Origin of the sequence: Haloferax volcanii DS2, from assembly GCF_000025685.1 — an archaeon.
Lineage (GTDB): Archaea > Halobacteriota > Halobacteria > Halobacteriales > Haloferacaceae > Haloferax > Haloferax volcanii.
Window position 1 is genome coordinate 1,510,769 of record NC_013967.1, and the last position, 25,728, is coordinate 1,536,496.

General features: G+C 67.6%; 30 protein-coding genes, 1 tRNA gene and 1 pseudogene. 18 read left to right on the forward strand and 14 right to left on the reverse strand.

The genetic code is table 11. From position 1 onward, the window contains the following. Window positions 1-84: 84 nt before the first annotated feature. The gene (gene cyaB / locus HVO_RS12620; RefSeq protein WP_004041539.1) at window positions 85-642 is read left to right on the forward strand and encodes a class IV adenylate cyclase; all 558 of its coding nucleotides are present in this window, start codon (window positions 85-87) and stop codon (window positions 640-642) included. A gap of 127 nt (window positions 643-769) precedes the next feature. Continuing rightward, entirely contained in the window at window positions 770-1,978 is a 1,209-nt protein-coding gene (locus HVO_RS12625) for a methionine adenosyltransferase (protein WP_004041540.1), read from the forward strand. Window positions 1,979-2,049: 71 nt separating this feature from the next. Here HVO_RS12625 and ppk1 read toward each other — a convergent pair whose 3' ends face one another. Beyond that, window positions 2,050-4,548: a polyphosphate kinase 1 gene (ppk1, locus tag HVO_RS12630; protein WP_004041541.1), complete on the reverse strand. Its 2,499-nt coding sequence runs from the start codon at window positions 4,546-4,548 to the stop codon at window positions 2,050-2,052. A 264-nt stretch (window positions 4,549-4,812) separates the two neighbouring features. Between ppk1 and thiI the strand changes: the two genes are divergently transcribed. The 3 genes from thiI (at window position 4,813) to HVO_RS12645 (ending at window position 6,934) form a co-directional block, all read left to right on the forward strand. Beyond that, the gene (gene thiI, locus HVO_RS12635; RefSeq protein WP_004041542.1) at window positions 4,813-5,988 is read left to right on the forward strand and encodes a tRNA uracil 4-sulfurtransferase ThiI; all 1,176 of its coding nucleotides are present in this window, start codon (window positions 4,813-4,815) and stop codon (window positions 5,986-5,988) included. A gap of 196 nt (window positions 5,989-6,184) precedes the next feature. Continuing rightward, window positions 6,185-6,439, forward strand: a complete 255-nt coding sequence (locus HVO_RS12640; RefSeq protein ID WP_004041543.1) for a hypothetical protein — start codon at window positions 6,185-6,187, stop codon at window positions 6,437-6,439. Between the two features lie 42 nt (window positions 6,440-6,481). After that, window positions 6,482-6,934 (forward strand): DUF5804 family protein, encoded by a 453-nt coding sequence (locus tag HVO_RS12645; protein ID WP_004041544.1) that lies wholly within the window; start codon window positions 6,482-6,484, stop codon window positions 6,932-6,934. A gap of 20 nt (window positions 6,935-6,954) precedes the next feature. Here HVO_RS12645 and HVO_RS12650 read toward each other — a convergent pair whose 3' ends face one another. Then, window positions 6,955-7,875, reverse strand: a complete 921-nt coding sequence (locus HVO_RS12650; protein ID WP_004041545.1) for a PLP-dependent cysteine synthase family protein — start codon at window positions 7,873-7,875, stop codon at window positions 6,955-6,957. Between the two features lie 144 nt (window positions 7,876-8,019). Here HVO_RS12650 and HVO_RS12655 point away from each other — a divergent pair, with 144 nt between their 5' ends. Then, window positions 8,020-8,400: a thioredoxin family protein gene (locus HVO_RS12655; RefSeq protein WP_004041546.1), complete on the forward strand. Its 381-nt coding sequence runs from the start codon at window positions 8,020-8,022 to the stop codon at window positions 8,398-8,400. Window positions 8,401-8,436: 36 nt separating this feature from the next. On the opposite strand, the gene HVO_RS12660 is transcribed toward HVO_RS12655, so the two are convergent. Then, a complete protein-coding gene (locus tag HVO_RS12660) occupies window positions 8,437-10,548 on the reverse strand; it encodes a thioredoxin domain-containing protein (protein WP_004041547.1) in 2,112 nt (703 codons plus the stop codon). Between the two features lie 189 nt (window positions 10,549-10,737). Between HVO_RS12660 and purD the strand changes: the two genes are divergently transcribed. Together purD and HVO_RS12670 are read left to right on the forward strand one after the other, a co-directional pair. Further along, the gene (gene purD / locus HVO_RS12665; protein WP_004041548.1) at window positions 10,738-12,024 is read left to right on the forward strand and encodes a phosphoribosylamine--glycine ligase; all 1,287 of its coding nucleotides are present in this window, start codon (window positions 10,738-10,740) and stop codon (window positions 12,022-12,024) included. Window positions 12,025-12,114: 90 nt separating this feature from the next. Next, window positions 12,115-12,657 (forward strand): acyltransferase, encoded by a 543-nt coding sequence (locus tag HVO_RS12670; RefSeq protein WP_004041549.1) that lies wholly within the window; start codon window positions 12,115-12,117, stop codon window positions 12,655-12,657. A 102-nt stretch (window positions 12,658-12,759) separates the two neighbouring features. Here the strand turns inward: HVO_RS12670 and HVO_RS12675 are convergent, their stop codons facing one another. The 4 genes from HVO_RS12675 to HVO_RS12695 form a co-directional block, all read right to left on the reverse strand. After that, window positions 12,760-13,656: a mechanosensitive ion channel domain-containing protein gene (locus tag HVO_RS12675; RefSeq protein WP_004041550.1), complete on the reverse strand. Its 897-nt coding sequence runs from the start codon at window positions 13,654-13,656 to the stop codon at window positions 12,760-12,762. Between the two features lies 1 nt (window position 13,657). Further along, window positions 13,658-14,467 (reverse strand): diadenylate cyclase, encoded by an 810-nt coding sequence (gene dacZ, locus HVO_RS12680; RefSeq protein ID WP_004041551.1) that lies wholly within the window; start codon window positions 14,465-14,467, stop codon window positions 13,658-13,660. Between the two features lie 116 nt (window positions 14,468-14,583). Continuing rightward, window positions 14,584-14,946: a group I truncated hemoglobin gene (locus tag HVO_RS12685; protein ID WP_004041552.1), complete on the reverse strand. Its 363-nt coding sequence runs from the start codon at window positions 14,944-14,946 to the stop codon at window positions 14,584-14,586. A gap of 553 nt (window positions 14,947-15,499) precedes the next feature. Then, window positions 15,500-15,582 (reverse strand) — tRNA-Leu (locus tag HVO_RS12695). 106 nt (window positions 15,583-15,688) lie between these two features. On the opposite strand from HVO_RS12695, the gene HVO_RS12700 reads away from it, so the two are divergent. Then, window positions 15,689-15,997 carry a cyclin family protein gene (locus HVO_RS12700; RefSeq protein WP_004041554.1) on the forward strand — a complete coding sequence of 103 codons (309 nt, stop codon included), beginning with the start codon at window positions 15,689-15,691 and terminating at the stop codon, window positions 15,995-15,997. A gap of 11 nt (window positions 15,998-16,008) precedes the next feature. Here HVO_RS12700 and HVO_RS12705 read toward each other — a convergent pair. From HVO_RS12705 to HVO_RS12730, 6 genes and pseudogenes are all read right to left on the reverse strand, one after another. Beyond that, a pseudogene (locus tag HVO_RS12705) lies at window positions 16,009-16,211 on the reverse strand (hypothetical protein). Between the two features lie 29 nt (window positions 16,212-16,240). Beyond that, the gene (locus HVO_RS12710) at window positions 16,241-16,741 is read right to left on the reverse strand and encodes a phosphopantetheine adenylyltransferase (protein WP_004041556.1); all 501 of its coding nucleotides are present in this window, start codon (window positions 16,739-16,741) and stop codon (window positions 16,241-16,243) included. A gap of 117 nt (window positions 16,742-16,858) precedes the next feature. Continuing rightward, window positions 16,859-17,323, reverse strand: a complete 465-nt coding sequence (locus HVO_RS12715) for a winged helix-turn-helix domain-containing protein (RefSeq protein ID WP_004041557.1) — start codon at window positions 17,321-17,323, stop codon at window positions 16,859-16,861. Window positions 17,324-17,390: 67 nt separating this feature from the next. After that, window positions 17,391-18,467 carry a glutamate--cysteine ligase gene (locus HVO_RS12720; RefSeq protein ID WP_004041558.1) on the reverse strand — a complete coding sequence of 359 codons (1,077 nt, stop codon included), beginning with the start codon at window positions 18,465-18,467 and terminating at the stop codon, window positions 17,391-17,393. Between the two features lie 168 nt (window positions 18,468-18,635). Continuing rightward, a complete protein-coding gene (locus HVO_RS12725) occupies window positions 18,636-19,295 on the reverse strand; it encodes a fibrillarin-like rRNA/tRNA 2'-O-methyltransferase (RefSeq protein ID WP_004041559.1) in 660 nt (219 codons plus the stop codon). Continuing rightward, entirely contained in the window at window positions 19,292-20,134 is an 843-nt protein-coding gene (locus HVO_RS12730) for an NOP5/NOP56 family protein (protein ID WP_004041560.1), read from the reverse strand. Before HVO_RS12730 ends, HVO_RS12725 begins: the two co-directional genes overlap by 4 nt. Before the next feature lie 111 nt (window positions 20,135-20,245). Between HVO_RS12730 and HVO_RS21530 the strand changes: the two genes are divergently transcribed. The 8 genes from HVO_RS21530 to HVO_RS12760 all read left to right on the forward strand — a co-directional run bounded on the left by HVO_RS21530 (window position 20,246) and on the right by HVO_RS12760 (window position 24,657). Further along, window positions 20,246-20,380 carry a rubrerythrin-like domain-containing protein gene (locus HVO_RS21530; protein WP_115802679.1) on the forward strand — a complete coding sequence of 45 codons (135 nt, stop codon included), beginning with the start codon at window positions 20,246-20,248 and terminating at the stop codon, window positions 20,378-20,380. Then, complete coding sequence (locus tag HVO_RS12735) at window positions 20,377-20,799, forward strand: hypothetical protein (RefSeq protein WP_004041561.1); 423 nt, start codon at window positions 20,377-20,379, stop codon at window positions 20,797-20,799. Before HVO_RS21530 ends, HVO_RS12735 begins: the two co-directional genes overlap by 4 nt. Window positions 20,800-20,837: 38 nt before the next feature. Then, window positions 20,838-21,209, forward strand: a complete 372-nt coding sequence (locus tag HVO_RS12740) for a hypothetical protein (RefSeq protein WP_004041562.1) — start codon at window positions 20,838-20,840, stop codon at window positions 21,207-21,209. A 127-nt stretch (window positions 21,210-21,336) separates the two neighbouring features. Then, window positions 21,337-21,963 (forward strand): DUF6517 family protein, encoded by a 627-nt coding sequence (locus HVO_RS12745; protein WP_004041563.1) that lies wholly within the window; start codon window positions 21,337-21,339, stop codon window positions 21,961-21,963. A 60-nt stretch (window positions 21,964-22,023) separates the two neighbouring features. Continuing rightward, on the forward strand, window positions 22,024-22,179 hold the full coding sequence (locus tag HVO_RS20965) for a hypothetical protein (protein WP_004041564.1): 156 nt from the start codon (window positions 22,024-22,026) through the stop codon (window positions 22,177-22,179). After that, window positions 22,176-23,159 carry a magnesium/cobalt transporter CorA gene (gene corA / locus HVO_RS12750; RefSeq protein ID WP_004041565.1) on the forward strand — a complete coding sequence of 328 codons (984 nt, stop codon included), beginning with the start codon at window positions 22,176-22,178 and terminating at the stop codon, window positions 23,157-23,159. The genes HVO_RS20965 and corA overlap by 4 nt, the downstream gene beginning before the upstream one ends. Window positions 23,160-23,380: 221 nt before the next feature. Beyond that, on the forward strand, window positions 23,381-24,379 hold the full coding sequence (locus tag HVO_RS12755; protein WP_004041566.1) for a transcription initiation factor IIB: 999 nt from the start codon (window positions 23,381-23,383) through the stop codon (window positions 24,377-24,379). A 98-nt stretch (window positions 24,380-24,477) separates the two neighbouring features. Then, window positions 24,478-24,657 carry a DUF7836 family putative zinc-binding protein gene (locus tag HVO_RS12760; RefSeq protein ID WP_004041567.1) on the forward strand — a complete coding sequence of 60 codons (180 nt, stop codon included), beginning with the start codon at window positions 24,478-24,480 and terminating at the stop codon, window positions 24,655-24,657. Between the two features lie 56 nt (window positions 24,658-24,713). Here the strand turns inward: HVO_RS12760 and HVO_RS12765 are convergent, their stop codons facing one another. Beyond that, window positions 24,714-25,121: a translation initiation factor IF-2 subunit beta gene (locus HVO_RS12765; protein ID WP_004041568.1), complete on the reverse strand. Its 408-nt coding sequence runs from the start codon at window positions 25,119-25,121 to the stop codon at window positions 24,714-24,716. Between the two features lie 268 nt (window positions 25,122-25,389). On the opposite strand from HVO_RS12765, the gene HVO_RS12770 reads away from it, so the two are divergent. Then, entirely contained in the window at window positions 25,390-25,626 is a 237-nt protein-coding gene (locus tag HVO_RS12770) for a UPF0058 family protein (protein ID WP_004041569.1), read from the forward strand. Window positions 25,627-25,728 lie beyond the last annotated feature (102 nt).

Consider the following 25,728-nt stretch of genomic DNA (forward strand, 5'->3'; position numbering starts at 1 on the left):
TAAAAGGTAATAAATGCCGTAGTGTCGAGGGGTCGCCGGCGCGAGTCACCGAGGTTTTTGCCCTCCGGACGCGCCCGTGAGACCATGTACGAAGTCGAGGTCAAGGTCCGCGCGGACCACGGCGCGGTTCGCGAGCGACTCGACGCGGCCGGGGGCGAACAGGTCAACCGCGTCGCTCAGACGGACACCTACTACGACGCCCCGCACAGGGATTTCGCAGAGACCGACGAGGCGCTCCGACTCCGCCGGGAGTCGCGCTACGAGGGCGGCGAACTCGCCGACGAGGAGACCGTCGTCACCTACAAGGGACCGCTCGTGGACGAGTCGTCGAAGACCCGCCGGGAGTACGAGACCGGCGTCGAAGACGGTGAAACGATGAACGCTATCTGCGAGGCGGTCGGCTTCGAACCCGCCGCGACCGTCGAGAAAGAGCGCGAGCGGTTCGCCCTCGACGGCTACACCGTCTCGCTCGATTCGGTGTCCGGGCTTGGCGAGTTCGTGGAGGTCGAAATCGAAGTCGAGTCCGGCGTCGACGACGCCCGCGACGGGGCGTTCGCCGTCCTCCAGGACCTCGGCCTCGACCCCGACGACCAGATTCGGACCTCCTACCTCGGGATGCTGCTCGGGTCGCCCGAAGAATAGACGGACTATCGACCCCCGCGGGCGTCCGCAACCTCGGCAGATACTGCCCGAGCATACTCTCAGGTAATACGAGTGTGGCCAAAGGTTTCCGCAAGTTATAGAACCGCCCGCCGGGTACGTCCCGCCAATGAGCGACCGAAATATCCGCCTCGAATCCGCCGACAAGCGCGCGGTCGAGGACCAGGAGGTCGAAATCGTCGAGCGAAAGGGTATCGGGCACCCCGACTCCATCTCCGACGGCATCGCCGAGAGCGTCTCCCGCGCCCTCTCGAACCTCTATCTCGACCGCGTCGGCAAAGTGCTGCACTACAACACCGACGAGACCCAGCTCGTCGCCGGCACGGCCGCGCCCGCCTTCGGCGGCGGCGAGGTCATCGAGCCCATCTATCTCCTCATCGTCGGCCGCGCCACGAAGGAGTACGACGGCGAGAAGATTCCCGTCGACTCGACGGCGCTCCGGGCCGCCCGCGAGTACCTCAACGAGAACATCCCCGGGCTCGACGTGGGCACCGACATCATCGTCGACGTGAAACTCGGCGAGGGCTCCGGCGACCTCCAGGACGTGTTCGGCGAGGAGACCCAGCAGGTCCCGATGGCCAACGACACGAGTTTCGGCGTCGGCCACGCCCCCCTGACCGAGACGGAGCGCATCGTCCTCGAAGCCGAGCGCGCCCTCAACGGCCCGGCCTACGGCGACGACCACCCCGAACTCGGACAGGACATCAAGCTCATGGGCAAACGCGAGGGCGACGTCATCGACGTGACCGTCGCCGCCGCGATGGTCGACAAGCACCTCGACGACATCGACGACTACGTCGCCGCCGTCGACGACGTGCGCGAGTTCGTCTCCGACCTCGCCACCGACTACACCGACCGCGAGGTCAACGTCGAGGTCAACACCGCCGACGACTACGACGAAGGCTCTATCTACCTCACGACGACCGGCACGTCCGCCGAGCAGGGCGACGACGGCTCCGTCGGCCGCGGCAACCGCGCCAACGGCCTCATCACGCCGAACCGCCCGATGAGCATGGAAGCGACCTCCGGCAAGAACCCCGTCAACCACATCGGGAAGATTTACAACCTGCTTTCCACCCACATCGCCGAGACGGTCGTCGACGAGGTCGACGGCATTCGCGACCTCCAGGTCCGCCTGCTCTCGCAAATCGGTCGCCCCATCGACGAACCCCACGTCGCCGACGCGAAGGTCATCACGGACGACGGCGTCACCATCGCTGACATCGAAGACGAGGTTATCGCCATCATCGACCGCGAACTCGCGAACGTGACCGACATCACCCGCCGGACCATCGAAGGCGAACTCAGCACGTTCTGAGGCGTCGCCTCGCGGCGGGTCGAAACCAAAACAGAACACCGACCGCCGCGTCGCCGGCGCGGGCGACGACGCTACTCCTCGCCGTAGTACTTCTCGACCAGCCGCGCGGCCGCCTCGGCCGTCTTCCGGTAGTCGCGGTCGCCGTCCGGCGTCCGAACCGCGTACTCGTAGTGCCGACTGCTCGGCACGTACCACTTCTCGGGGAAATCGTCGAGGACGTGCCGCGGGTCGCCGTTCGTCGGCGCGCCCGCGCCCGCTTCGACGGCGGATTCGGTGGTGTCGTCGGCGTCATCCCTGTCGTCGCCGTCGTCCCCGAGACTGGCTTCGGCTTCCCCGTCGTCCCGGGGGGCCATCACGGACGGGTCGGACTCCACGAGGAGCGTCTCGGGCACGTCGGGATGCGACGCCGAGATGCCGCGGTGGACGCCGGGCGTGTTCGACGCCGCGAGCGTCTGGTCCATCAGAATCTTCTGCATGCTAATCTCGTGGCCGTCGCCGGGGTCGCGCTGGTCGTAGCTGCCGTCGGCGTTCATCTCCCACGCCTTCCGGTTGTCCGCGAAGCCGAGTTCGAGGACGAACCGCAACTGCTCGCGGATGTCGGGGTCTTCGACGGGGGCGATAGCCTCCACGCGCTTGTCGAGGTTGCGGGTCATCCAGTCCGCCGAACCGACGTAGTAGTCGGGGTCGCCCGCGTTCTCGAAGTAGAAGATGCGGGAGTGTTCGAGGAAGCGGTCCACGACGCTCCGGACCGTGACGGTCTCCGAGACGCCCTCCAGACCGGGGCGGAGCCGACAGATGTCGCGGACGAGCAGGTCGATGTCGACGCCGGCCATCGACGCCTCGTACAGTTCCTCGACGATGCCGGGGTCTTCGAGGGCGTTCATCTTGGCGACGATGCGGGCGTCGCGACCGGCGCGGGCGTGTTCGGCCTCCCGCCGGATGCACTTCGTGAACTCGTTTCGCATCGTCACGGGCGCGATGAGGAGCTTCCGGAACTCCTCGTCGAGCGAGGGGCCGGTGAAGAAGTTGAAGACCTTCACGAGGTCCTGCCCGATGTCGCGGTCGGCGGTGAGGACGCCGAGGTCGACGTAGCCCTTCGCGGTCCCGGAGTGGTAGTTGCCGGTGGCGACGTGGGAGTAGAGGCGGACGCCGTCTTCCTCCTCGCGGACGACGAGCGCCGTCTTCGTGTGCGTCTTCAGCCCGATGGTGCCGTAGGCGACGTGGATGCCTTCCTCTTCGAGGCGGCGGACCCATTCGAGGTTGTTCTGCTCGTCGAACCGCGCTTTGAGTTCGACCATCGCCGCGACCTGCTTGCCGTTGTCGGCGGCGTCGATGAGCGCCTCGATGATTTTCGAGTCCGACGCCGTCCGGTAGATTGCGGCCTTGATGGCCAGCACGTTGGGGTCGTTGGCGGCCTCGTCGAGGAACTCTTGGACGGTGTCGCCGAACGAGTGGTACGGATGGTGCAACAGCACGTCCTTGCGGCGAATCTCGTCGAAGATGGTGTCGCCGCCGTCGCCGGCCGCCTCGGGGGACGACGCGCCCGAGCCGAGCCCCGCGCCGGCCGCGTCGAGGTCCGAAAACCGCGGGTGCGGCTGGGGTGTCCACGACTCCAGCGAGAGGTCCGGGCGGTCGAGGTCGGTGAGGTCCATCAGTTCGCGGTAGTCGAGCGGCCCGCGGAGTTCGAACACCTCGCGGTCGTCGAGGTCCAACTGCTCGACGAGGAGGTCCCTCGCGGCCGCGGGCGCGTCCGCCTCGATTTCGAGGCGGACCACGGTGGCGAAGCGGCGCTGTTCGAGCACCTCCTCTATCATGTCGATGAGGTCCTCCGCGACCTCCTCGTTGCGGCGGACCTCGGCGTTTCGCGTCAGCTTGAACACCGCGGTGTCGACGACCTCGACGTTCGGGAACAGCAGGTCGAGGTTGGCGCGGATGACCTCCTCCAAGAGGACGTACCGGACCTCGTCGCCGTCGGTGTCGACCTCGACGAGCCGCGGGCGGTTCTGCGGAATCTTCACCCGGGTGAACGTCTGGTCGCCGTCGTCGTCGCGGGTGACCACCGCGAGCGACAGCGAGAGGTTCGAGATGAACGGGAACGGGTGGGCCGGATCGAACGACAGGGGCGTCAGCGTCGGCAGCACCGAGAGTTCGAAGTAGTCCCGCATCTCCGCCCGCTGGTCGGGCGTCAGGTCGTCGTAGTCACAGATGTGGATGCCCTCCCCGGCGAGCGCCGGGCGAATCTCCTCGCGGTAGCACTCGGCCTGCCGCTCGAACATGGGCCGGGCCTTGTCGATAGCCTCCTCCCACTGCTTGAGGGGCGTCCGGCCGTCGGTCGTCCGCTCTGTCACGCCGGCGTCTATCTGCTGTTTCAGGCCGCCGACGCGCTTCATGAAGAACTCGTCTAAGTTCTTCGTGAAGATGGACAGAAATCGGACCCGTTCGAGAAGCGGGTTCCGGTCGTCGAGCGCTTCGTTGAGGACGCGGGACTGGAACTCAAGTTCGCTCAGCTCGCGGTTGAGATAGTACTGCGGGTCTGCGAGGTCGATGTCGGCTGGCAACTCGTCGGTCATTGGCATCGAGTGGGCATCGAGTGGGGTCGGGCGAACGTCGGGCAAGCGTCGGGCGCGACGGCGGGTCGTTCGGTGGTTGTACGAGTCGAAAACGGCGTGAAATCTATTAAGGGGTTTATATTGTTTCGCCGTCTGTCTACGGTTCAGTAAATTGTACTATTTACAAATATATAACACTAATAGCAGCGGAGAGCGACGTGCCGTGTCGGGCGCGGACGCCCCTCGAAACGAGACGCTGAAGGGTGCCGGCGGAGAACGCCGACCGTGAATCAGACGGCGCACGTCGTCCTCGTCGGCTACGGCGAGGTGGGCACGAAGAGTTCGAGCGTCCGGGCGAAGATGGAGGCCAGACTGCGGACGAACCTCCAAGCGGTCCTCGACGACCGCTCGCTCCCGGGCCGCGTCGAGCGGGAGTGGTCCCGCCTGCTCGTCCGCGACGCCACCGACGCCGAGGCCGTCGCGGCCGCCTGCGCCGAGGTGCCGGGCGTCGTCTGGGCGCGCCCCTGCGTCGCCTGCGACCCCGTCCTCGACGACATCGTCACGGTCTGTCGAAGTCTCGCGTCCGACCACCCCGACGGGGCGGCGTTCGCCGTCGACGCCGACCGCGTCGGCGGCGCCGACCAACACGCGTTCACGAGTTCCGACCTCGAACGCGAGGCCGGGAGCGCCGTCGTCGAGGCGACCGGCGCGCCCGTGGACCTCGACGACCCCGACCGGACCTACCGCATCGAGTGCCGCGAGGAGGCGGCGTATCTCTCCGTCCGGCGGTTCGACGGCCCCGGCGGCCTCCCGCTCGGAACGCAGGGGCGGGCCGTCTCGCTCGTCTCCGGCGGCATCGACTCGCCGGTGGCGACGTGGGAGCTGATGCGCCGGGGCTGCGAAATCGTCCCCGTCTACGTCGATTTGGGCGACTACGGCGGCGCGGACCACCGCGCGCGGGCCATCGAGACGGTGCGGACCATCGCTCGCCGCGCCCCGAACGCGGACATGCGAGTCCACGTCGTCCCCGCCGGCGACGTGGTCGAGCGACTGATGGAGTCCGTCGATGACACCCGGATGCTCTCGCTGCGGCGCGCCATGCTCGCCATCGCCGCCGAGGTCGCCACCGACGAGCACGCCCACTCAATCGTGACCGGCGAATCGCTCGGTCAGAAGTCGAGTCAGACCGGCGAGAACCTCGCCGTCACCGAGGCCGCGGTCGACTACCCCGTCCACCGCCCGCTTTTGACCCGCGACAAGACCGACATCGTCGCGGCCGCCCGCGACCTCGGCACCTACGACGACTCGACGCTCCCCGTCGGCTGCGAGCGCGTCGCGCCGAGTTTCCCCGAGACGAACGCCTCGCTGTCGGCCGTCGAGGCCGCGGAACCCGACGACCTGTTCGACCTCGCGGTCGAGGCCGCCCGCGAGCGGGTCGTCGTGTCGCCCGACGGCGAGTGAGCGCGGGAGCGCGGAGTGGAGGCCGAGCGCACATTCTGAACCCGGTTGTCACCAGCCTCACCGAGACACGATACCGACGCACACACTGACCGTGAAAACGACCAACATAGTCACGATTCTTCAAACGTTTAGATTCGTTTCGAATGAACAATTGCACAAAAATGACTTTATTTACCGTGAGCGCTAGGGATCTCTCATGTCGAAAACATCGTATCCCGGTCACGGGCATCCCGGCCCCGAGTGGCGCGTCAGCCACCGGGCGTCGCGGACCGACTGGAGCGACGCCGTCGAGCGGTGCGCGGCGTGCCGCGCCCGCGTCGACATGAGCGAAGCGCACTACCAGGTCCTCCTCGAACGGGACATCGACAAGCCCGGCAAGATAACGCTCGAACGCGAGCGCGTCGTGTTCTGCGACGAGTCCTGCGCCGCCGAGTGGGAGTCGACCGCCTGAGTACCGGAACCGCTTTACCGAATCCGGTCCCTCCCTCTCGACGTGACGCAGGTCTGTATCGTCGGCGCGGAGGACGTCCACCTCCAGTACGAACTGCTGTCGCGCGACACCGCGCGCGCGGCGCTTTCGACCTACGATATCTCCGAACCGTTCGACAACTCGCTTTCGGTCGGCACGGTGAGTCTCGGCGCGGCCGTCTCGCTTCTCAACGACCTCAACTGGTATCTCGTCCGGTTCGCCGACTTCTCGTTGGTCCGCGAGCCCTCCGTCTCGGCCGACGAGTGGCTCTCCCGCGACCTCGCCCGACGGATTCGAGACGGGAAGGTTCAGCCCGAGGACACGGGCGACCACCTCGCCATCTACGGCGTCGAAGACGGCCGCCTCGTCGAGCCGATGTTCGTGACGCGGGTCGACGGCTCGGTGCCCAACTACGACCTCAGAGACGTGGAGCGAACGCTCGTCGTCAGAGTGGGCGAAGACGAGTTCGGTCGGTGAGCGCCGCCCCGGGGCGACCGCTATTCTTCGGCGTCGAACATCCCGGTCGACATGTAGCGCTCGCCGGAGTCCCAGAAGACCGTCACCACGAGCGGCTGGTCTTCCTCGTCGGCGTCGGGGGCGGCGAGCCGCTCGGCGACGCGCTTGGCGGCGAGGAGCGACGCGCCGGACGACTGGCCGACGAGGATGCCTTCCTCGCGGGCGAGGCGGCGACACTCGGCCTCGGCGTCCGCGAGTTCGACGATTTCCACGTCGTCGAGGAGGTCGGTGTCGAGGTTGGGGCTGACGAAGCCCGGGCCCATCCCCTGGAAGTCGTTGTTTCCGACCTCACGGCCCGAGAGGACGGCGCTCTCGGCGGGTTCGACGCCGACGACGCGCATCGAGGGGAACTCCTCGACGAGACGGCTGCCGGTGCCCGAAATCGTGCCGCCGGTGCCGATGCCGGCGACGAGGGCGTCGATGCGGCGGTCGCCCACCTGTTCGAGAACCTCCTCGGCGGTCGTCCGGTAGTGCGCCTCCGGGTTCGCGGGGTTCTCGAACTGTCGGAGCTGGTACATCCCCTCGGCTTCGAGGTCGTCAGCGCGGTCTTTCGCGGCGGAGATGTCGCCGTCGACGAGTTCGATTGTCGCCCCGTAGGCGCGCATGATTTCGCGGCGCTCGGGCGACATCGAGTCCGGCATGACGATGGTCAGGTCGTAGCCCTTCGCCGCCGCGACGACCGCGAGTCCGATACCGGTGTTCCCGGACGTGGGTTCGACGAGGCGGTCGCCCGGCGAGATGTCGCCCGCCTCCTCGGCCGCCTCGACCATCGCCAACGCGGGGCGGTCCTTCGCCGACCCGCCCGGGTTCTTCGACTCCATCTTCGCCGCGACCGTCGACCCCTCGGGGGAGTCGACGCGGACCAGCGGCGACCCGATAGCGTCGAGGATACTGTCGTCCATCGACCCTCCGTTGACGGTGCGACACTAAACGACTGGCGGAGGCGGACGATACGGCCACCGTCTCGGGGGAGACAGCGACGAGCGCGGGCGGCGAGCCCCGCCGCGAGCGCACCCGTTAAATCCGCGCGGCCGGTAGACGGGCGCATGGCCGAAGCCGAGACGCTCGAAACGATGCAACCGAACCCCGCGTGGGACGCGGCGTCCTACCCCGACGTGGTCGACACCCTCGCGGCCGCGGACTACACGTTCAAGGTCTGGGGCGGCGACTGGTGCGGCGACTGCCGCGGACAGCTTCCCGACTTCGCGGCGGCGCTCGACGCCGCCGGCGTCCCCGCCGAGCGAATCGACCACTACCCCGTCGAGAAGGCCGACGACGGCTCGAAGGTCGGCCCGCTCGTCGAGGAGTACGACATCGAACTCATCCCCACGGTCGTCGTCGAACGCGACGGCGAGGAGGTCGCCCGCTTCGTGGAAGAAGAGGACGTTCCGATTGCGGTCTACCTCGCGGACGAACTGTCGAACTGAGCGCCGACGCCGATTCTCTCGCAGTCGCTCCCGCCGTTACGCACCTTCGCCCGCCGTGAACCACGCCAGCGCCTCGTCGAGGTCGTGGGTCGGCGCGGAGCAGGTGAAGTTCTCGCAGGCGTAGACGGTCGGCTCCCCGTCGGCGGCCTCGCGGCCGGCCCAGATTGGCGGAGCCTCGTCTAATCCGAGTTCGTCCAGCCACGCGTCGAGTTCCTCGTCGGTGCCGGGGCGACGGGAGACGACGAGACCGGGGAAGTACCGCGAGGCGAGCGTCGCGCGCCACTCGTCGGGAACCTCGTCGGCGGCGACGGTGAGTTCGGGGACGCCGCTGGCGGCCTTCTCGGCGGCGAGCGCGAGCGAGACGTGTTCGAGCGGACTGCCGCGGACCCGGTTGGCGAACGACCCGAGGACCGCGTCCGCGACCTCGCCGAACCCCGCGTCGGGCGCGAACTGTTCGAGGTCCAAGAACAGCGACGTGGCGACGCCGAGGCTCGACGGCGTGGACTGGTCGGTCGGCTCCTGCGGGCGGGTGACGAGCGATTCGCCGCTCTCGGGAGTGAAGTAGAGCGTGCCCGCGTCGGCGTCGTAGAACTCGCGGCGGGTCGCCCGCGCGAGGTCGAGCGCGAACGAGAGCGGCGCGAGGTCGCCGGTCGCCTGATAGAGGTCGAACGCGCCGCGCGCGAGGAAGGCGTAGTCTTCGAGGTAGCCGTCGCCTTTCACCTCGCCGTTCATCACGCGCCGCGAGAGCGTCGCGGTCTCGGCGTCCCAGAGGCGCTCGCGCACGAAGTCGAGGGCGCGGCGGGCGTCGGCCGCGAGCGAGTCGTCTTCGAGGACGACCGAGCCCTGCGCGAACGCCGAAATCATCAGGCCGTTCCAGCCGGCGAGCACCTTCTCGTCACGGGCGGGGCGCTCGCGCCCCTCGCGGGCGGCGAACAGCGCCTTCCGTGCCTTTTCGAGTCGGTCCTCGACCTCGGACTCGTCGAGGTCGTACTCGTCGGCGAGGTCGGCGGTCGTCGCGGAGACGTTCAGGACGGTCGTCTTGTCCTCGAAGTTGCCGCCGGGCGTGACGCCGTAGCGGTCGCAGAAGAGGTCGGCGTCGAGTTCGGGGAGGAGGTCGCGCACGTCGTCGGGCGTCCAGACGTAGAAGGTCCCCTCCTCGCCGCCGGACTGGGCGTCGAGGGTGGCGAAGAAGCCGCCGTCGTCGTGGGTGAGTTCGCGGCGGACGAACTCGAACGTCTCGGCGGCGACGGTCGCGTACGAGTCGTTGCCGGTGAGTCGGGCGGCGTCGAGATACCGCGAGGCGAGGCCGGCCTGGTCGTACAGCATCTTCTCGAAGTGCGGGACGGTCCACTCGCGGTCGACGCAGTAGCGGTGGAAGCCGCCGCCGAGGTGGTCGCGGAGGCCGCCGTTGGCCATCGCGTCGAGGCTCTGCCGCGCCACGTCGAGCGCCTCGCGGCGGCCGGAAACGGCGTAGCCGCGGAGCATGGCGTCGATGCGACCGGGTTGGGGGAACTTCGGTCCGTCGCCGCCGAAGCCGCCGTGGTCGCGGTCGGCGCCGCGGAGCGCGGCCTGTACGGTGGTGTCGAGGATGTCCGAGCCGGGAGCCTCGCCGGGCGTGTCGGGCGTCTCCTCCAGTCGGTCGGTGATGGCGCTCGTCCACTGCTCGGCGCGGTTTTCTATCTCCTCGCGGTCGGTCAGCCACGACTCGGCGAAGCTCTCGACGATGTCGCGGAAGCCGGGCGCGCCGCGGCGGGGTTCGGGTGGGAAGTACGTGCCGACGAAGAAGGGCTTGCCCTCGGGCGTGAGCCAGACCGAAAGCGGCCAGCCGCCGCCGCCGGTGACCTGTTGGCAGATGGTCTGGTAGATGCGGTCGAGGTCGGGGCGCTCCTCGCGGTCGACTTTGACCGGGACGAACTCCTCGTTGAGCACCTCGGCGATGTCGGGGTCCGAGAAGCTCTCGTCGGCCATGACGTGACACCAGTGGCACGCCGAGTAGCCGATTGAAAGAAAGATGGGCTTGTCCGCCTCGCGGGCCGCGTCGAGGGCCGTTTCGTCCCACGGCTGCCAGTTGACCGGGTTGTCGGCGTGCTGGCGGAGGTACGGGCTCTGCTCCTCGTCGAGTCGGTTGCGTCCCACCGGGTCGGACATGCGTCGGAGTCGGCGCTCCGGGAACTAAAGCGGCGTGGAGACGGCCGTCGTGGCCGACTCGGGGTGTGGCGCGGGGTGTGGGTCGGACGGCGAGTCACCCTCGCTGGCGACCGTCTATGACCACAATCGTGCCTATTTCGTCGCAGATAAAGAGCAATCTTTACACTCCCGTGCGCAGGGTATGCGATCATGAGCGAGACCGTCCTCCTCGTCGGCGGCGGCGGCCGCGAGCACGCGATTGCCCGCGCGCTGGCCCCCGACTGCGACCTGTACGCCTGCGCCAGCAACCGAAACCCCGGCATCGCCGCCCTCGCGGAGGGCTTCGAGACGATTTCGGAGACCGCCGCCGAGGACATCGTCGCCTACGCCGAGTCGGTCGGCGCGACGCTCGCGATCGTCGGCCCCGAGTCCGGCCTCGCGGCCGGCGTCGCCGACGCCCTCGACGAGGCGGGAATCTACACCTTCGGCCCGCAGGCCGCCGAGGCGCGCATCGAGACGGACAAGGCGTTCCAGCGGCAGTTCATGCGCGACGAGGAGATTCCGGGCAACCCCGACTTCGCCACCTTCGACGACACGGAGGCCGCCTGCGACTACATCGACGACTACGACGGCGACCTCGCGGTCAAGCCCGCGGGCCTCACCGGCGGCAAGGGCGTGAAGGTCATCGGCGACCAGGTGACGCCCGCGGAGGCGAAGGCGTACCTCCGCGACTCGGGCTACGAGCGCGTCGTCCTCGAAGAGCGCCTCGTCGGCGAGGAGTTCACGATTCAGGCGTTCGTCGCCGACGGCGAGTTCCGCGTCAGCCCCGCCGTACAGGACCACAAGCGCGCCTACGAGGGCGACGAGGGACCGAACACCGGCGGCATGGGCAGTTACACCGACGTGTCTCCCTCCCTACCGTTCATGGCCGACGGCGACTACGAGGCCGCCGTCGAGGTCATCGAGGCCGTCGTGGAGGCGCTGCCGGAGTACAAGGGCATCCTCTACGGCCAGTTCATGCTCACGACCGAGGGTCCGAAGGTCATCGAGTTCAACGCCCGCTTCGGTGACCCCGAGGCGATGAACACGCTACCGGTCCTCGAAACGCCATTCATCGACGTGCTCACCGCCGCCCGCGAGGGCGAATCCCTGCCGGAACTCGACTTCACCGAGGCCGCCACGGTCTGTAAGTACGCCGTCCCCGAGGGTTACCCGACGGACCCCGAGGCCGGCGCGGAAATCACGGTCGAAGTGGACGAGGACGCCGGCGCGCTGCTGTTCTACGCGAGCGTCGACGACCGCGAGGACGGCCTCTACACGACGACCTCCCGGTCGTTCGCCGTGGTCGGCGTCGCCGACAGCATCACCGAGGCTGAGGAACTCGCGGAGGACGCGCTCGTCGACGCCGGCGAGGGGTTCCACATCCGCCACGATATCGGCACGGCGGCGCTCGTCCAGCGCCGCATCGACCACATGGCCGAACTCCGCGGCGAGTAAGCCGGACGCGGTTCCGCGGCCCCGCGTTTCTGTTTCTCTCGTCGCCCCCGCGCCGAGGGCGCTTTTACCCCCGCGGTCCAATCGGCGGACGTGACCGACGACGATGCCGCACCGGCGGACGCGGAGGCCCGCCGACACGACCGAATCCAGCACCACCCGACGCCCGGCCCGCGGAACTCGCTGCAGTACTGGACCGACGCCAAGCCCGTCTGGCGCGTGATGCTCAACTACGTGTTCGTCCTCGTCGCCCGCATCGCGCCGTCGCTCAAACTTCGAAACTGGGCGCTCCGGCGCATCGGCGTCACCGTCGGAAGGAGCGTCTCGTGGGGCCTCGAAGCGACGCCCGACGTGTTCTGGCCGGAACTCGTCACCATCGAGGACGACGCCATCATCGGCTACGACTCGGTCATTCTCTGTCACGAGTTCCTGCAGGACGAGTACCGGACCGGCGAGGTCGTCGTCGGCGAGCGCGCCATGATAGGCGCGAAGGCGACCATCCTGCCGGGCGTCCGCATCGGCGAAGGCGCGCAGGTCGCGGCGAACTCGCTCGTCACGCGTGACGTGCCCGCGGGAGAGACGGTCGCCGGCGTGCCCGCGAGACCCATGTCCGGCGACGAGACTGACGGAGCGTAATCGGTCGTCGTAGTGGGCGGTTCGAGACGCGGCGACCGCCGGCCCGGCACCGAACCGCACGGAATCGGTCCGAACGACGACAGTGACCCCGGGTCCGAGCGCCTACCGAACGCGCCCGACGCCCTTGTCGAGGACGCGCGCGTTCGGAATGACGAACTCCGTATCCTCGGATTCGACGTGAGTGACGAACATATCGAACTCCTGGACGACGCCGCGGACCTCGCCGACGACTATCTCGTCGCCGATGCTGTACGGTTGGGTGAACAGGAGATACGTCCCCGCCGCGCCCGAGCGAAGGAGGTCGCGGAACGCGACGGCACCGAACACGATGAGTCCCAGCAGGTACGCCCCGAGGAGGACGATGAGCGCGAGCGTGGCGACGCGGACCTGCGAGAGCGCGACGAGCGTGGCGAGAAAGAAGACGGTGTATTTCGCGAGCGCCGGGAGGATGTTCACCTGCGGGAGTTTGACCGCGCGGAGTCGCTCGGCGACGAGCAGTTCGACCTTGTCGCCGACGACGACCCCGATGATGAGGACCAGAATGGCGATGAACAACTGCGGGAGGATGGCGATGACGAGCCCCCAAAACCGGTCGGCGTAGTTGACCCCGGCGAACGAGAGGGTGGCGAAGATGCTGATGCCGAGGACGAAATACCGCGTCAGCCACGACAGGATTTCGACCGTCGAGGTGTCGAAGTCGCGGGCGGTCCGCTCGAACGCGGTCCCCTCGATGGCCTCCGGGACGCCGACGCTGACGAGCAGCCGATGGACGAGCGTCCCCGCGACGTACGCGAGCACCAGCCCGAGGAGGAGGATGGCGAGCACGCCGAGAAACCGGAGGCCGGCGATTCTGACGATGTCGTCGACGACGCCGCCGACCGTCTGAAGCGGGGCGGCGGACGCGGACGCGGATGCGGATGCGGACGCGGATGTGAGTGCGGCTGTGGACGCGGAACCGACCGACGAGTGGATGAGGGACGCCGAAGCGAACCCCGGCATCTCAGTACGCCTCCGGGTCGATTTCGAGAATCATCTTGCCGCCCTTGAACGCCCGGACGAGCCCGTCGGACTCCGAGAGGACGATGGCCGTGGCGTTGGTGTCGCGGGTGATAGCGCCGCCGGCCATGTGGCGCGCGCCCAGCCCCTTCGGGATGTCGACGCCCTCCGCCGAGGGTTCGAGGTAGCGGTACGCCGAGACGATTTTCCCCGAGTCGGAGATGACGAACGCGCCGTCGAGCCGCGAGAACTCCTTGAGCATCACGTTGACGATGGGGTCGCCGACGTAGACGTGGGATTTCTCGAAGGGGTTGTACGACAGCGGCCGCGACTTGTTCATCACCTTGCCCGCGTCACCGACGATGAACAGCGCGCCGACGGGTTCGCCCTTCTGCCCTTTCTTGCCCAGTTCGATGGCCACCTCGAACACGTCGCGGATGACGCCGGGGTCCGCCCGCGAGTTCGCAAAGAGGTCGTAGATGCCCGACCGCATGTTCTCCTCGACGCGGACGCGGACGAGCGAGTCCGGGTCGCCGCCGAAGGTGCCGACGTTGCAGGCGATGGTGTCGCCGGCCTCGACGATGCTCTGTTCCATCGCGCCTTCGACGCCGAAGCGGATGCGGTCTTTGACGTTCTGGAACTGCAGGGGCAACTCCACGAACGTCTCTGCTTCGACCGTGTTCTCCGGCGCGATGACCACCGTCGGAACGTCCGTCTCGGCGAACTGCTCGTAGTGGGAGCTGCTCGGCGTGAACAGAAACAACCCATCGACGTCCGCCACGAGGTCGCCCAATAATTCGGATAACGCCGCCATTGGTGGAGAGAGACACCGGGTGAGAAAAAGGGTTGTGTCGCGTCTGACGCGTGGCGTGCGCGATTCGGCCGGTCGAAACCGGCGACTGAGTCTCCCGGAAGGGGGTCGAACGGGACCTACTGCCCCAGAATCGGGGCTCTGAGCGCGGCGACTTCGTCGAGAATCGCGTCGGCGTCTTCCGGGGCGACGCCGTTTTCGTCGAGCGCGGCCGCGAGGTGCTCGGCGATGGCGTCAAAGTCCTCACCGGAGAGGTCGAGGTGGTCGTGGGCCGCCCGCATATCGGCCCCGTCGTACTCGACGGGACCGCCCGCGACGGCGCTGATGAGCTTGACCTGATGGGCGCGCTGTTCGACCATGTCGATGTCGTCAAAGTAGTGGGCGACCGAATCGTCCGCGAGGACGCGGTCGTAGAAGTCCGAGACGACTGCTTCGACGGCCTCACGGCCGCCGATGCGAGCGTAGAGTGACTGCGCAGGCATTCGTCGGGGAGTTGGACACCACGAGGGTAAGGTTTCCTCCGAACGTATGCGGGGTGTTTAAGAGTGGATTGGAAGTTGAAGTGGGAGTACGTGAAGTTCCGGTAGTTCTGTTTGAATTCTCCGGAGATGGGTCTGAGTCCGTAGAATCAAGATACTACGTCGAGTTCCGGGATACGACCGGGGAAAATTTATAGCACAGTTGTCAGTATCTCGGGCGTGAACACTACGGCGAGATTCGCTGTTATCGCGGGGGTTGCTCTCATCCTCTCGGCACTGATTTACACCCCACTGTTTACGCCGGGTCCCTTTCGCCTCTCTGACTATTTCCGACTCGAACTCGTCGTTTACATGGCAATCGGGTGGATATTCCTCGTTGTCACGTTCGCAGCCACGGAAGACGGATAGCACTGTCCAGTACGCGAAACGCGCGGGACAGGGTTCGAACCGCGGTCGCAACGCGTCGCGTTGCTCCCTGATTCGAACCCTTCCGTTGCGATTTTCGTCCTCGCTGTCGCTCACGGCTTCGCCGTTCGCGTCCGCGTCGGACAGAAAATGCGCGGGACAGGGTTCGAACCTGCGAAGGTCTACACCACAGCGTCCTAAGCGCTGCGCCTTTGGCCACTTGGCTACCCGCGCGCAATCGGGCGACGCCCGCCCTTCGACCGCACATTTCCCGCAACGATATATAAACGTCACGAGCGCCCGCCGCGGGGATTATGCTCCCGCGGCCGCAACGACGACCATGTACAGCGCCCGAGACCAGCGAGACAACCGGGAGTGGCTGGCCCGCATCGACGCCGCCGCCGACGGCCTCGAACTCGGTAGCGAGGCCCGCTCGTACGCCTCGGACATGTTTCTCACCCAGTTGCCCGACGAGGAGCGCTCCAAACAGGCCGTCGCCGCCGCCAGCCTCTACGCCGGCGCGCTCATCGCCGGCGAGGAGCGCTCCCAGACCGCCGTCGCCGAGTCGATGGACGTGTCGCGGCTCAGCATCCAACAGCGCTGGAAGGACCTCCTCCGGGAGGCCGGCTTCCGACCGCCGAGCTGGTAGTTTGGAGGCGCTCACTCCGAGGAGCGCGCGGGAGCCATCCGACGAGTCAGGACCGCGTAGTCACCGCGGTGGCGAGGACGCCGGCGGCGACGGCCGGAATACCGACGAAAAGCGAGAAGAAGATCCACCGCGAGGCCACCTCGGTGACGGCGATGCCGACGACGAGCGCGGCGACGACGCCGACGGCGAAACTGGCGAAACGCGCGTGTCGCATGGGGGAGCGTACGACCGTGACAGTGAAAACTATTCGTCGCTCGGGGGCGTCCGACCGCGGCCCTCGCGGTCGGGCGTGAGGTTGCCGTGGCGGTCGATTTCGCCGGAGACGATGCGCGTCGAGGAGATGCGCTCGCCGTCCTCGGCGGGGACGTGTTCGACGACCTCGATACGGAGGGGTTTGAGGCCCTTTTCTTCGCGAATCTCGTTGACGCGCTCGCCGCCACCCCGCGTCTCGGGCGAGACGATGAGCACGTCGAAGCCTTCCTCGGTCGCGATGCCGGTCGGTTTGTCGAGTTCGCGGACCTCGAACTCGCGGTCGTACTCCTCGGCGAGCGGTCGGAGTTCGGCTTCGAGGTCGGCCTTGCGGTCGTCGAAGGGCCGGACGTAGCGGTCGACGTGTCGCGTCTTCGGCGCGAGTTCGTCGCTCGTGAGTCCGACCGTGACAGCACCCAATTCGAACGCCCGCTCGAACAGCGCGAGATGTCCATCGTGGACAGGGTCGAACGTCCCGCCCAACGCGACGTGCATACTCTCGGGGTGGGTACGGCGCGACTTAAGCGGGTCGGGTTAGCCTAACGGCCCAACGCCCGCGGCCATCGGGGGCTCCGAGGGTGCGCGAATCGTCGCAGCAGTCGGGACGCCGCGCTACTCCTCGCGGACCGTAATCGTGACCGGTTCGGTCTCGTCGGAGCGGTCGGTGCCGAGGTGTCGGTCGAGGTTGAACACGGCGTTCAACTGCGCCTGCACCTGTCCGGAGACGCCCTTCACGAGGTCGCTCGGCGCGATGGCGACGTACTCGTAGGGGTTGTTGCCCGCCCCGGAACTCTTCCGCTTGCGGCGCTCGACCGTCTCGTCGTCCGCGAGCTCGGCCAGCGCCTCCCGAACCGTACTGGGGTAGAGGCCGGTCCCCTCGGCGACTTCCTCGCTCGTCGAATGTGGGTGCTGTCGGAGGTGGACGTAGATTCGCGCGCGGGTCTCGGTGTCGAGAATCCACGCGAGCAGGTCCACCAACCCGTCGTCGAACTCGGAGACGGCGCAGTCGGCCGCGCCGCCCGAGTCGTCTTCGTCCGTCGACTCCGCGCTCCCCTCTGTGCTCTGGTCCGCAGACATTTGTGCTACGGCAAAGGTCAAAACTGGGGCGCTAAAAAATGTTTCCTGTCGCGCGTCGGCGTGCGAGTCAGTCCAGCGTCAGGTGTTCGCACAGGCCGTCGAGCCCGGATTCCTCGTGAATCCGCCGCTGGACGGCGGTTCCGGATTCGGCGTCGAGAAGCGACCGGAGGCCGTCGACGCCGAGGCGGTCGGACTCGGTTTCGACGAACGAGACGAGGCTCACCACGCCCTCGGAGTCGGGGGCGATGAAGTCCGTGTCCCGGCCGTAGCGGGTCGCGCGCCACTTGTTCTCGTCGAGGAGTTCTCGGCGGACCGACGTTCCCGACTCGCCGGCCTCGTAGCGGTCGGCGAGGTCCAACACGAGCGCGTGGACGTACTCGACGAAGTCGGTGACGCGTTCGGGGTCGGTCTGGGCGTCGGGGGTGCGGATTTCGACCGTCCCGTGGCCGGTGTGGGGGCGCACGTCGTACCAGAGTTCGCCCCGGTCGTCTATCGAGCCGTACTCGACCATCCGGCGCTCGAAGCGCTGGAACTCCTCGAAGTCGTCGAAGGCGGTCGGCATGCCGGTGTTCGGGAGGTTCTCGAACACCTTGGCGCGGGCGGAGGCGAGACCGGTGTCGAAGCCGTTCCAGAAGGGAGAGTTCGCAGAGAGCGCGAGCAGGGGAGCGAGATACCAGCGGAGTTCGTTGGCGACCCAGACGGCCTTGTCCGCGTCGTCGACGCCGACGTGGACGTGGAGGCCGGCGGTCGTGTTCCGGTGTTGGGGGTACTGAATCCGGTCGAGTTGCGCCTGATACCGGGGTTTGGTCGCGTGGTCGAGTTCGCGCCACTTGGCGGCGGGGTGGAGCCCGGCCGCGGCGATGCGGTAGCCGTGGGCCGCGGCGTGGTCGACGAGCGCCTCGCGGACCGTCGAGACGGCCGCGCCGGCCTCGTCGGGGTCCTCGATGAGCGGCGTCTGCGTCTCGATAGTGAACTGGAACAGCTCGTGGTCGAGCCGTCCGGCGAGCGGTTCGGGAGGTTCCGGTCCGTAGACTAAGTCGTCGATACCCGAGGTGGGGCGGCCGTCGGCATCGACGATGTAGAATTCCTCTTCGACGCCGAGCGTCCCCATTCGGTCGAAGGCATCCGCCGACCCTAGTTCCATCGCAACGGCGTAAGTTGCGCCGAATTAAAAACACCGTGGGAGCCGGCGAACGCGTCGCACGACCGCCGCCGGTCGAATCCGACGACGTGACAGCGACCGAATGGTTCCGCGGACGCCCAACACCGGCGGCGACCCCCGTGATTCGGGGAGCCAGCCGGCGGCGGCGACCTACTTCGGCCGGGCGACGATACCGAGGTGGTCCGCGTGGAAGCGGTCGAGGCGGGCGGTTTCGAGGAGTTCGTACGCCGAGTCGAGTTCAGCGATCACGTCGTCGAACACGTCGTCCGGCTCCGCAGTCACGTCCTCGCTGCGCGCCTTGACGGCCATCAGGAGTCGGCCGTCGTCCGCGAGGAACTGTCGGTTGCGGACGGCGACGGTCGCCTGCCCGCGGGTCGCCACGTCCATGACGAGGCAATCGATGCCGGCTTCGACGACGTGCGCGTAGGAGTCGGGGTCGCGCGCGTCCTTCAGAAGCGGAAAGAGGTTGTCGCGGTCCTCGGCGACGCCGACGAGGTCGCGGACGGGTCGCGGCGCGAACTCCACGGCGTAGGTCGGCCCGGCGAAGTCGGCGACGTGCGAGACGGTCGTCCCCGAGGCGGCCCCGAGGTAGAGCACCGACTCGCCGCCGACGAGGCCCGTGTCCATGCCGAGTTCAAGCATCGCGCCGAGCTTCGAACGCCCGGCGTCCCACGCGCGCCAGCCGTCGGAATCGACGGGTTCGCCGTAGACCGGTTCGCCCCGCGTCGAGAGGCGCTCGCGGCCGCCGAACGTCCGGCGTTCGACGCCGTCGGGGAGAGCGGCGTCGGCGGCGGAGCCGTCGTCGCTCATTCGTCGCCCCCCTCGTCGGCGCGGGCGCGAATCGTCTCCATCCGGTCGGCGAGTTCGGCGTGCAGGTCCGGCCGGTAGTCGCCCGAGTAGTGGTCGACGCGGGCGGCGATAGCGAGTTTCCCGGCGAGCGCGCGGGCGGCGGACCCGCGGTCTTCCGGGCGCGTCCCGCGGACGTACTCGTGGGTGAAGATAACGCCGTGTTTGGGCGACGTGGCGCGGCCCTTCAGGTGGGCGAACAGGGCGTCTTCGGCTCCGAGCACTTGGACCGTCCCGCTCGGTTTCTTGGCGAGGGGTTCGAGGCCGCCCGCCAGCGCGATGAGCCGCGCCGCGAGGACCGGCCCGGCCATCTCGGCGAGGTTCGGCGCGGTCGTGGGCGCGCGCTCCTCGATGAACGCTCGGAGGTCGTCGCGCTCGTCGAGCAGGTCCACCGCGCGGGTGGCGTAGGAGACGACGCGCTCTTCGGCGGCGGTCTTCGGCTCGCGGACGGCGATATCGCGGACGCCGTTGAGGCCGCGCGGAACCTCCTCGTAGAGCGTGCCGGCCCACTCGACGACCCGCTCGGCGAGTTCGTTCGCGGTCCGTTCGGCGTCGTCCATCGCGCGCACGGCGTGGGCGAGCTGCACGTCGTCGGCGCGCTCGCGCTCCGCGACGGCCTCGCTGGCGGCGGCGAGCGTCGCCGAGCGGAGTTTGGCGTAGTAATCACTTTCGTCGGCGGCGAACCCGGCGTCGACGGCCTCGGCCGGCCAGTCGGTGGGGGCGGAGGCGCTGCCCGTTCGGACTCGCGTCGCCCCGGGTTCGGGGTCGTCGGGGTCCGCGCCGGCGAACCATGCGTCTGTCATACTGGCGGATTGCGCCCCGTTCGGGTAAAAGGGCACGGACCCGCGAGCGCGGGCCGCCGTCCGGTCGTTCTGTGGTAAGTTTTAACAAACCATATCTCGTACGAATGCTCGATGGAACGCGCTTCGTACGTCTGTCGTGAGTGTCAAACGACCGTGAGCGCCGCGTCGTACCGTTCGACCTGCCCCGAGTGCAGCGGCGAACTGCGGCCCACGTCGATGACGAGTCGCCGGCGCGCCGGAGATTGAACGGCGCGCGCGGGTCGTCCGACCCGACCGCCGTCCGCTCGCTCGCAGTCACGACCGACGACCTCGTGACCGCCTTGGAGGCGAACCGCAGAGGCGACGACCCCGTCGTCCTCCGCGTCACGCCGCCGTTCTACGGGCGGATGCGGGCGCGCATTCACCGCACCGGCGGCGAAGCCTCGGACTACGCCGACCCCGAGCCGATACACCTCCAGCCGCGGGTCTTCGTCGCTGACGACGCCCCCGCGTTCCCCGGACCCGACGAGACGCGACCAGACCCGTACGAGGTCGAAGCGCACCACGAGCGCCACACGGAGGCGGTTCGAGCGTGGCGCTCGGCGGTCCGCGACCACCTCCGTGAGACGGTCGCGCTCCCGACAGACAACGGCCCGCACGAGGTCGAGGTCAAATACCTCGGCTGAGCGAACCACTTTTTCCCCGCGGGGGACACCGTAGCGACATGAGCACCGACGAGTACCGCCGCGGGACGGCGGTCGAGCGCGAGCGACAGCGGAAACAGCGCCCGGCGCGCGGCCGCTACCGCGGGGTGCTGCCGGTCATCTACGCCATCGGCTTCGTCATGTTCACCGTCGTCTCGCTGTACATCGGGCCGGAACCGGCGTTCGCGGTCTACCTCGTCACCCACGTCTTCTACGCGGGGCTGATTCGCGCCGATATCAGGTCGCTCCGCGGACAGGGCATCGACTGGGGCGCGTCCCGACATCTCTGGTTCGGCGCGGCGTTCGCGCTCCCGTTCGTCGCGCCCGCCTACTACGTCCACAGCGGCCGCGTGATTCGCCGCGAGAACGAGTCGCGGGACCTCGACGGCTGAGGCGAAACCCGCAGCGTTCGACGCGGGCCGCACCGCGCACCGCGCCGAAGACCGACCCGTCCGGCCACCGAACTTATGCCGGGTGCGGGGAAATGGCGGGGCAATGAGTTCCAGACGCGTAGTCGCGGTGCTCGCGCTCGCCGCACTCGTGCTCACGAGCGGTTGTATCGGCTTTCTGACCGGCGAGGAGACGCTGACGTTCGAATCCGAGCCGGCCACGGCGGACGCGACCGTCGCCGGGAACGCCGGCTACGAGACGAACGGGACCGAGACGTTCGCGGTGAACCGCACGCTCTCGTTCGGCGGACAGGAGCGTCAAATCGCCGCCAGCAACCACATCACGACGTACGAGAAGACGCTTGACCTCGGCTTCTTCGGTGAGGCCAAACTCGGTTCGTTCAGCGTCATCTCGACGCCCGCGGTCGAGGTCGCCGGCCAGCCGCGGAGCCCCATCGGCGACTACTCGAACGACGACCTCATCCGCCTCGTCGACAACCGGTATCAGGGCCTCAGCGACGTCGACCAAGTCAGTTCGCGGAACGTCCAGATGCTCGGACAGACGGCCAACGTCACGAAGTACAGCGCCACCGCGCGGTTCGGCGGGGACGAAGTCGACGTGTACGTCCACGTGACGAAGGTCCAGCACAACGAGGACTTCGTCGTCGCAATCGGGCTGTACCCCCAACAGCTCGACGGCGAGGAGGAGAACGTCTTGGAACTGATTCGCTCGGTCGAACACCCGTCCGAAGCGTAGGTCGCTCTGGCGAGTCGCCTCGGGGGAGCCTTTTTCTCGTCGCCGCGGGTCGGTGGTTCCATGACTCGCGTACGGACCGCAGGTATCGCGGTGACGGCGCTCGGCGTCGTCGGCTACGGCGTCGGGACCCTCGCCGCCTATCCGGGGCGGGCGTTCTCGGTGACGGCCGTCATGGTCGGCATCACGCTCTGGGCCATCGGGGGTGACGTGCGGTGATTTCGGCGCTCGTCTACCGCGACGACGGCGCGTCGGCCTACGAGGAGACCGCGCTGGACGCGGCGCGCGACGCCGACGGGACGACGTGGGTTCGCGCGACGACCGGTGAGGAGTTCGACCGCGTCGCCGAGGCGTTCGGCATCCACTCGCTTTCGGTCGAGGACGTGCGGAACGACGCCCGACCGAAGACCGAGGAGTACGACGAGTACACGTTCGTCCTCGTCCGAATGGCGACGCTCCGCGCCGGCGAGCAGGTGTTCGAAGAGGAGGTCCAGACCAGACCCGTGGGGCTCTGCTTCGGTGACGACTGGCTCGTGACGCTGACGCGCCGGGAGTTGGAACCGATAAACTACGTCTGGAACGCCATCGAGCGCGAAGAGCCGCGGATGCTCCGGTTCGGGCCGGACTACGTGGGCTATCGCGTCATCGACCGCATCGTCGACGAGTACTTCGGGCTGTTGGACGAGGTCGGCGGGGAAATCGAGCTCATCGAGGACAGCATCTTCGAGGGGCCCGACCCGGAGGTGCTCGAAGGGCTGAACGCGGTCCGGCGCGACCTGCTGTCGTTCCGAAAGACGGTGTGGCCGACGCGCGAGGCCGTCGGGGTGCTCGCCCGCGGCGACCCCGACTACGTCCGCGAGGCGACGGAGAAGTACTACCGCGACGTGTACGACCACCTCGTCGAGTTGGTCGACCTGACGGAGACGTACCGCGACCTCGCGCGCGGCGCGCGAGATATCTACCTTAACACCCTCTCGCAGTCGACGAACGAGGTGATGAAGACACTCACCGTCGTCGCGACCATCATCCTCCCGCTCACGCTCGTCGTCGGCATCTACGGCATGAACTTCGACCCCGGCGCGTCGGCGTTCAACATGCCCGAACTCGGCTGGGCCTACGGCTACCCGGCGACGATGCTCGGGATGGCGCTCGTCTCCGGGGTCCTCCTCGTCTACTTCCGCCGGGAACACTGGCTCTGAGCGACGAAAGAGCTATACTATCCCATTAATCGCGCGGAACCCCGATTCCCGTCGGCGAGGTGACGACAAAGCGCCCACATCGTGCGATTCACCCACACAGGGGCGGCAAAAACTTTATAACTCTTTCGAACTTACTGTTGGTAAGGCCAGTCCAAGCCGGATTATTCTTTCGTCTTCTGAGGTCTTCCCGGCCGAGACGTATCCGCGCCTTCCACCCCACCATGAGCGACACGATAACCACCCGAACGTACAGTGCCGACGCAAAGAGCAGGGACGTCCGTCCCCGCGAGTCAGAGCGAGACGAAACGCAGCAGGACGAAACACAGGTCTGCCCCGAGTGCAGCGGCCACCTCGTCACCGACGAGGAACACGGCGAGACCATCTGCGAAGACTGCGGCCTCGTCGTCGAGGACACCGTGGTCGACCGCGGCCCCGAGTGGCGCGCGTTCGACTCCGCCGAGCGCGACAGCAAGTCCCGCGTCGGCGCGCCTACGACGAAGATGATGCACGACAAGGGGCTGTCGACCAACATCGGCTGGCAGAACAAAGACGCCTACGGCAAGTCCCTCTCGCCGCGGCAGCGCGAGCAGATGCAGCGGCTCCGCACGTGGAACGAGCGGTTCCGCACCCGCGACTCCAAGGAGCGCAACCTCAAGCAGGCGCTCGGCGAAATCGACCGCATGGCCTCGGCGCTCGGCCTCCCCGAGAACGTCCGCGAGACCGCCTCGGTCATCTACCGCCGCGCGCTCAACGACGACCTGCTCCCGGGCCGTTCCATCGAGGGCGTCGCCACCTCGGCGCTGTACGCGTCGGCCCGGATGGCCGGAACTCCCCGGTCGCTCGACGAGCTGGAGAAGGTCTCGCGCGTCGATAAGATGGAGCTCACCCGGACGTACCGCTACATCGTCCGCGAGCTGAAGCTCGAAATCAAGCCCGCCGACCCCGAGCAGTACGTCCCGCGGTTCGCCAGCGAACTCGGTCTCTCCGACGAGGCCGAGCGACAGGCCCGCCAGCTCCTCCGCGACGCGAAGGAGACCGGCATCCACTCGGGCAAGTCGCCGGTCGGCCTCGCCGCCGCCGCCGTCTACGCCGCCGCCCTCCTCACCAACGAGAAGGTAACCCAAAGCGAGGTCTCGACGGTCGCGGACATCTCCGAGGTCACCATCCGCAACCGGTACAAGGAGCTGCTCGAAGTCCAAGACGGCACCCTGCTCGCGTAAGCCATCGGTGGGCGCGCGGCGCATCGTGAGCCGTGCTTTTTCTCGGCCGTGCTATCACGCAACAACATTTATCCGCGCTCCCGGAGCATATACCGGGTATGGTTGAAGCGTTCGTCCGCCTGTTGTGCCCCGAGTGTGGAAAGGACTGGGAGACGAATCCGACCGAACTCCCCGCTCACCGCGACAACTACTCGTGTCAGAGCTGTGGCGCGACGCGGCGCACGGCCGAGTTCATGCGGACGGAGCGCGACCTCCAGACGCTCAAGCAGTTCGAGTAGCGAGAGAACAGAGCGCCCGTCTCTCGGACGGGGCTGTCCCCGCCGGACGTTCGTTTTTACAGATCGGGAATCGCTGAGAGCGCGCCGCACGCGTCGCACTTCAGCACGTCGGCACCCCGCTGGGAGGTGAGCTTCGTGTCGGGAGACCCGCACTCGCTGCACAGCACGAACGACTCGACGTACTCGTCGAGCGCGTCGGCGATGCGGCGCTGGCGGAACTCGCCGGTGAAGCGCGCGCGGCCGCGGTCGTCGATTTGGGCGCTCGTGCCCAACTCCGTCTGGAAGAACTTCAGGACGTGCGTCGCCTCGCGGGCGAGTCGGTCGTGGGTCGCCGCGAAGTTCTCGTAGACCGTGACGTTCCCCTCCTGGCGGACCGTCGGCTCCGGGACGCTGAAGCGGTCGTCGCCTTCCGCGACATCCGGGGACGCCGAGAGCGCGCGGTCCAGTTGGTCGTCGTAGTCCATGCGCGGCAGTACGCGCGCGGGGGCGTAAAATTCTCACGACCCCCCGACGCGCGCGACCGACGCTCGGCGCGCGGGCTACATAGCTATATAAACCACTCGTGATATTCGGCCGTCGTTCACTAGCGACGGGGCGAAACAACAAACCAATTGAAAACGGTCGAACACGAAATTTCCGCTGAGACCCCCATAATCGGCGGTTTAAGGGGGTCGGATGCTAACGTGTCTCAAGATAATACTATATCCCTCCGGTCTCAAGCCGTGGTTGCTCATGAAGAAGCAGGAACTCATCCACCTGCACGGTCTGCTCGCAGAAGTCCACACCCAGATTGAGGCCTGGGAGGACGAGGAAATCAGTCTCGTCGAGTACAACGAACTCGGCGTACGACCGACATCCATCCACAAGTCCAAGACGGACCACAAAGCAGCCGTGTTTAAACTGGCGAAAGGAATCACCGGAGCGATGCGCGAGGCCGAACCAGAGCCGCTCGCACCGCAAGCCGACTGAACCGAGAAAAGAAACGCGTTCTCCTCTACGACCCTACACCCGAGAGCGACCGCGCCGTGCTCTCCCGCGCGACTGCCGTGCCGAGAGTGAGTGAGTTCCGCA

Bases quoted from the DNA above. Each gene is read 5' to 3' on its own strand.
- ppk1 (WP_004041541.1), bottom strand. From the start codon at position 4,548: ATGACCGACGAGTTGCCAGCCGACATCGACCTCGCAGACCCGCAGTAC.
- HVO_RS12660 (WP_004041547.1), bottom strand. From the start codon at position 10,548: ATGTCCGACCCGGTGGGACGCAACCGACTCGACGAGGAGCAGAGCCCG.
- dacZ (WP_004041551.1), bottom strand. From the start codon at position 14,467: ATGGCGGCGTTATCCGAATTATTGGGCGACCTCGTGGCGGACGTCGAT.
- HVO_RS12685 (WP_004041552.1), bottom strand. From the start codon at position 14,946: ATGCCTGCGCAGTCACTCTACGCTCGCATCGGCGGCCGTGAGGCCGTC.
- HVO_RS12625 (WP_004041540.1), top strand. From the start codon at position 770: ATGAGCGACCGAAATATCCGCCTCGAATCCGCCGACAAGCGCGCGGTC.
- HVO_RS12640 (WP_004041543.1), top strand. From the start codon at position 6,185: ATGTCGAAAACATCGTATCCCGGTCACGGGCATCCCGGCCCCGAGTGG.
- HVO_RS21530 (WP_115802679.1), top strand. From the start codon at position 20,246: ATGGAACGCGCTTCGTACGTCTGTCGTGAGTGTCAAACGACCGTGAGC.
- HVO_RS12730 (WP_004041560.1), bottom strand. From the start codon at position 20,134: ATGACAGACGCATGGTTCGCCGGCGCGGACCCCGACGACCCCGAACCC.
- HVO_RS12715 (WP_004041557.1), bottom strand. From the start codon at position 17,323: ATGTCTGCGGACCAGAGCACAGAGGGGAGCGCGGAGTCGACGGACGAA.
- HVO_RS12720 (WP_004041558.1), bottom strand. From the start codon at position 18,467: ATGGAACTAGGGTCGGCGGATGCCTTCGACCGAATGGGGACGCTCGGC.
- HVO_RS12655 (WP_004041546.1), top strand. From the start codon at position 8,020: ATGGCCGAAGCCGAGACGCTCGAAACGATGCAACCGAACCCCGCGTGG.
- purD (WP_004041548.1), top strand. From the start codon at position 10,738: ATGAGCGAGACCGTCCTCCTCGTCGGCGGCGGCGGCCGCGAGCACGCG.
- HVO_RS12765 (WP_004041568.1), bottom strand. From the start codon at position 25,121: ATGGACTACGACGACCAACTGGACCGCGCGCTCTCGGCGTCCCCGGAT.
- HVO_RS12675 (WP_004041550.1), bottom strand. From the start codon at position 13,656: ATGCCGGGGTTCGCTTCGGCGTCCCTCATCCACTCGTCGGTCGGTTCC.
- HVO_RS12760 (WP_004041567.1), top strand. From the start codon at position 24,478: ATGGTTGAAGCGTTCGTCCGCCTGTTGTGCCCCGAGTGTGGAAAGGAC.
- cyaB (WP_004041539.1), top strand. From the start codon at position 85: ATGTACGAAGTCGAGGTCAAGGTCCGCGCGGACCACGGCGCGGTTCGC.
- HVO_RS12770 (WP_004041569.1), top strand. From the start codon at position 25,390: ATGAAGAAGCAGGAACTCATCCACCTGCACGGTCTGCTCGCAGAAGTC.
- HVO_RS12650 (WP_004041545.1), bottom strand. From the start codon at position 7,875: ATGGACGACAGTATCCTCGACGCTATCGGGTCGCCGCTGGTCCGCGTC.
- HVO_RS12710 (WP_004041556.1), bottom strand. From the start codon at position 16,741: ATGCACGTCGCGTTGGGCGGGACGTTCGACCCTGTCCACGATGGACAT.
- HVO_RS12755 (WP_004041566.1), top strand. From the start codon at position 23,381: ATGAGCGACACGATAACCACCCGAACGTACAGTGCCGACGCAAAGAGC.
- HVO_RS12700 (WP_004041554.1), top strand. From the start codon at position 15,689: ATGTACAGCGCCCGAGACCAGCGAGACAACCGGGAGTGGCTGGCCCGC.
- HVO_RS12725 (WP_004041559.1), bottom strand. From the start codon at position 19,295: ATGAGCGACGACGGCTCCGCCGCCGACGCCGCTCTCCCCGACGGCGTC.
- HVO_RS20965 (WP_004041564.1), top strand. From the start codon at position 22,024: ATGACTCGCGTACGGACCGCAGGTATCGCGGTGACGGCGCTCGGCGTC.
- HVO_RS12740 (WP_004041562.1), top strand. From the start codon at position 20,838: ATGAGCACCGACGAGTACCGCCGCGGGACGGCGGTCGAGCGCGAGCGA.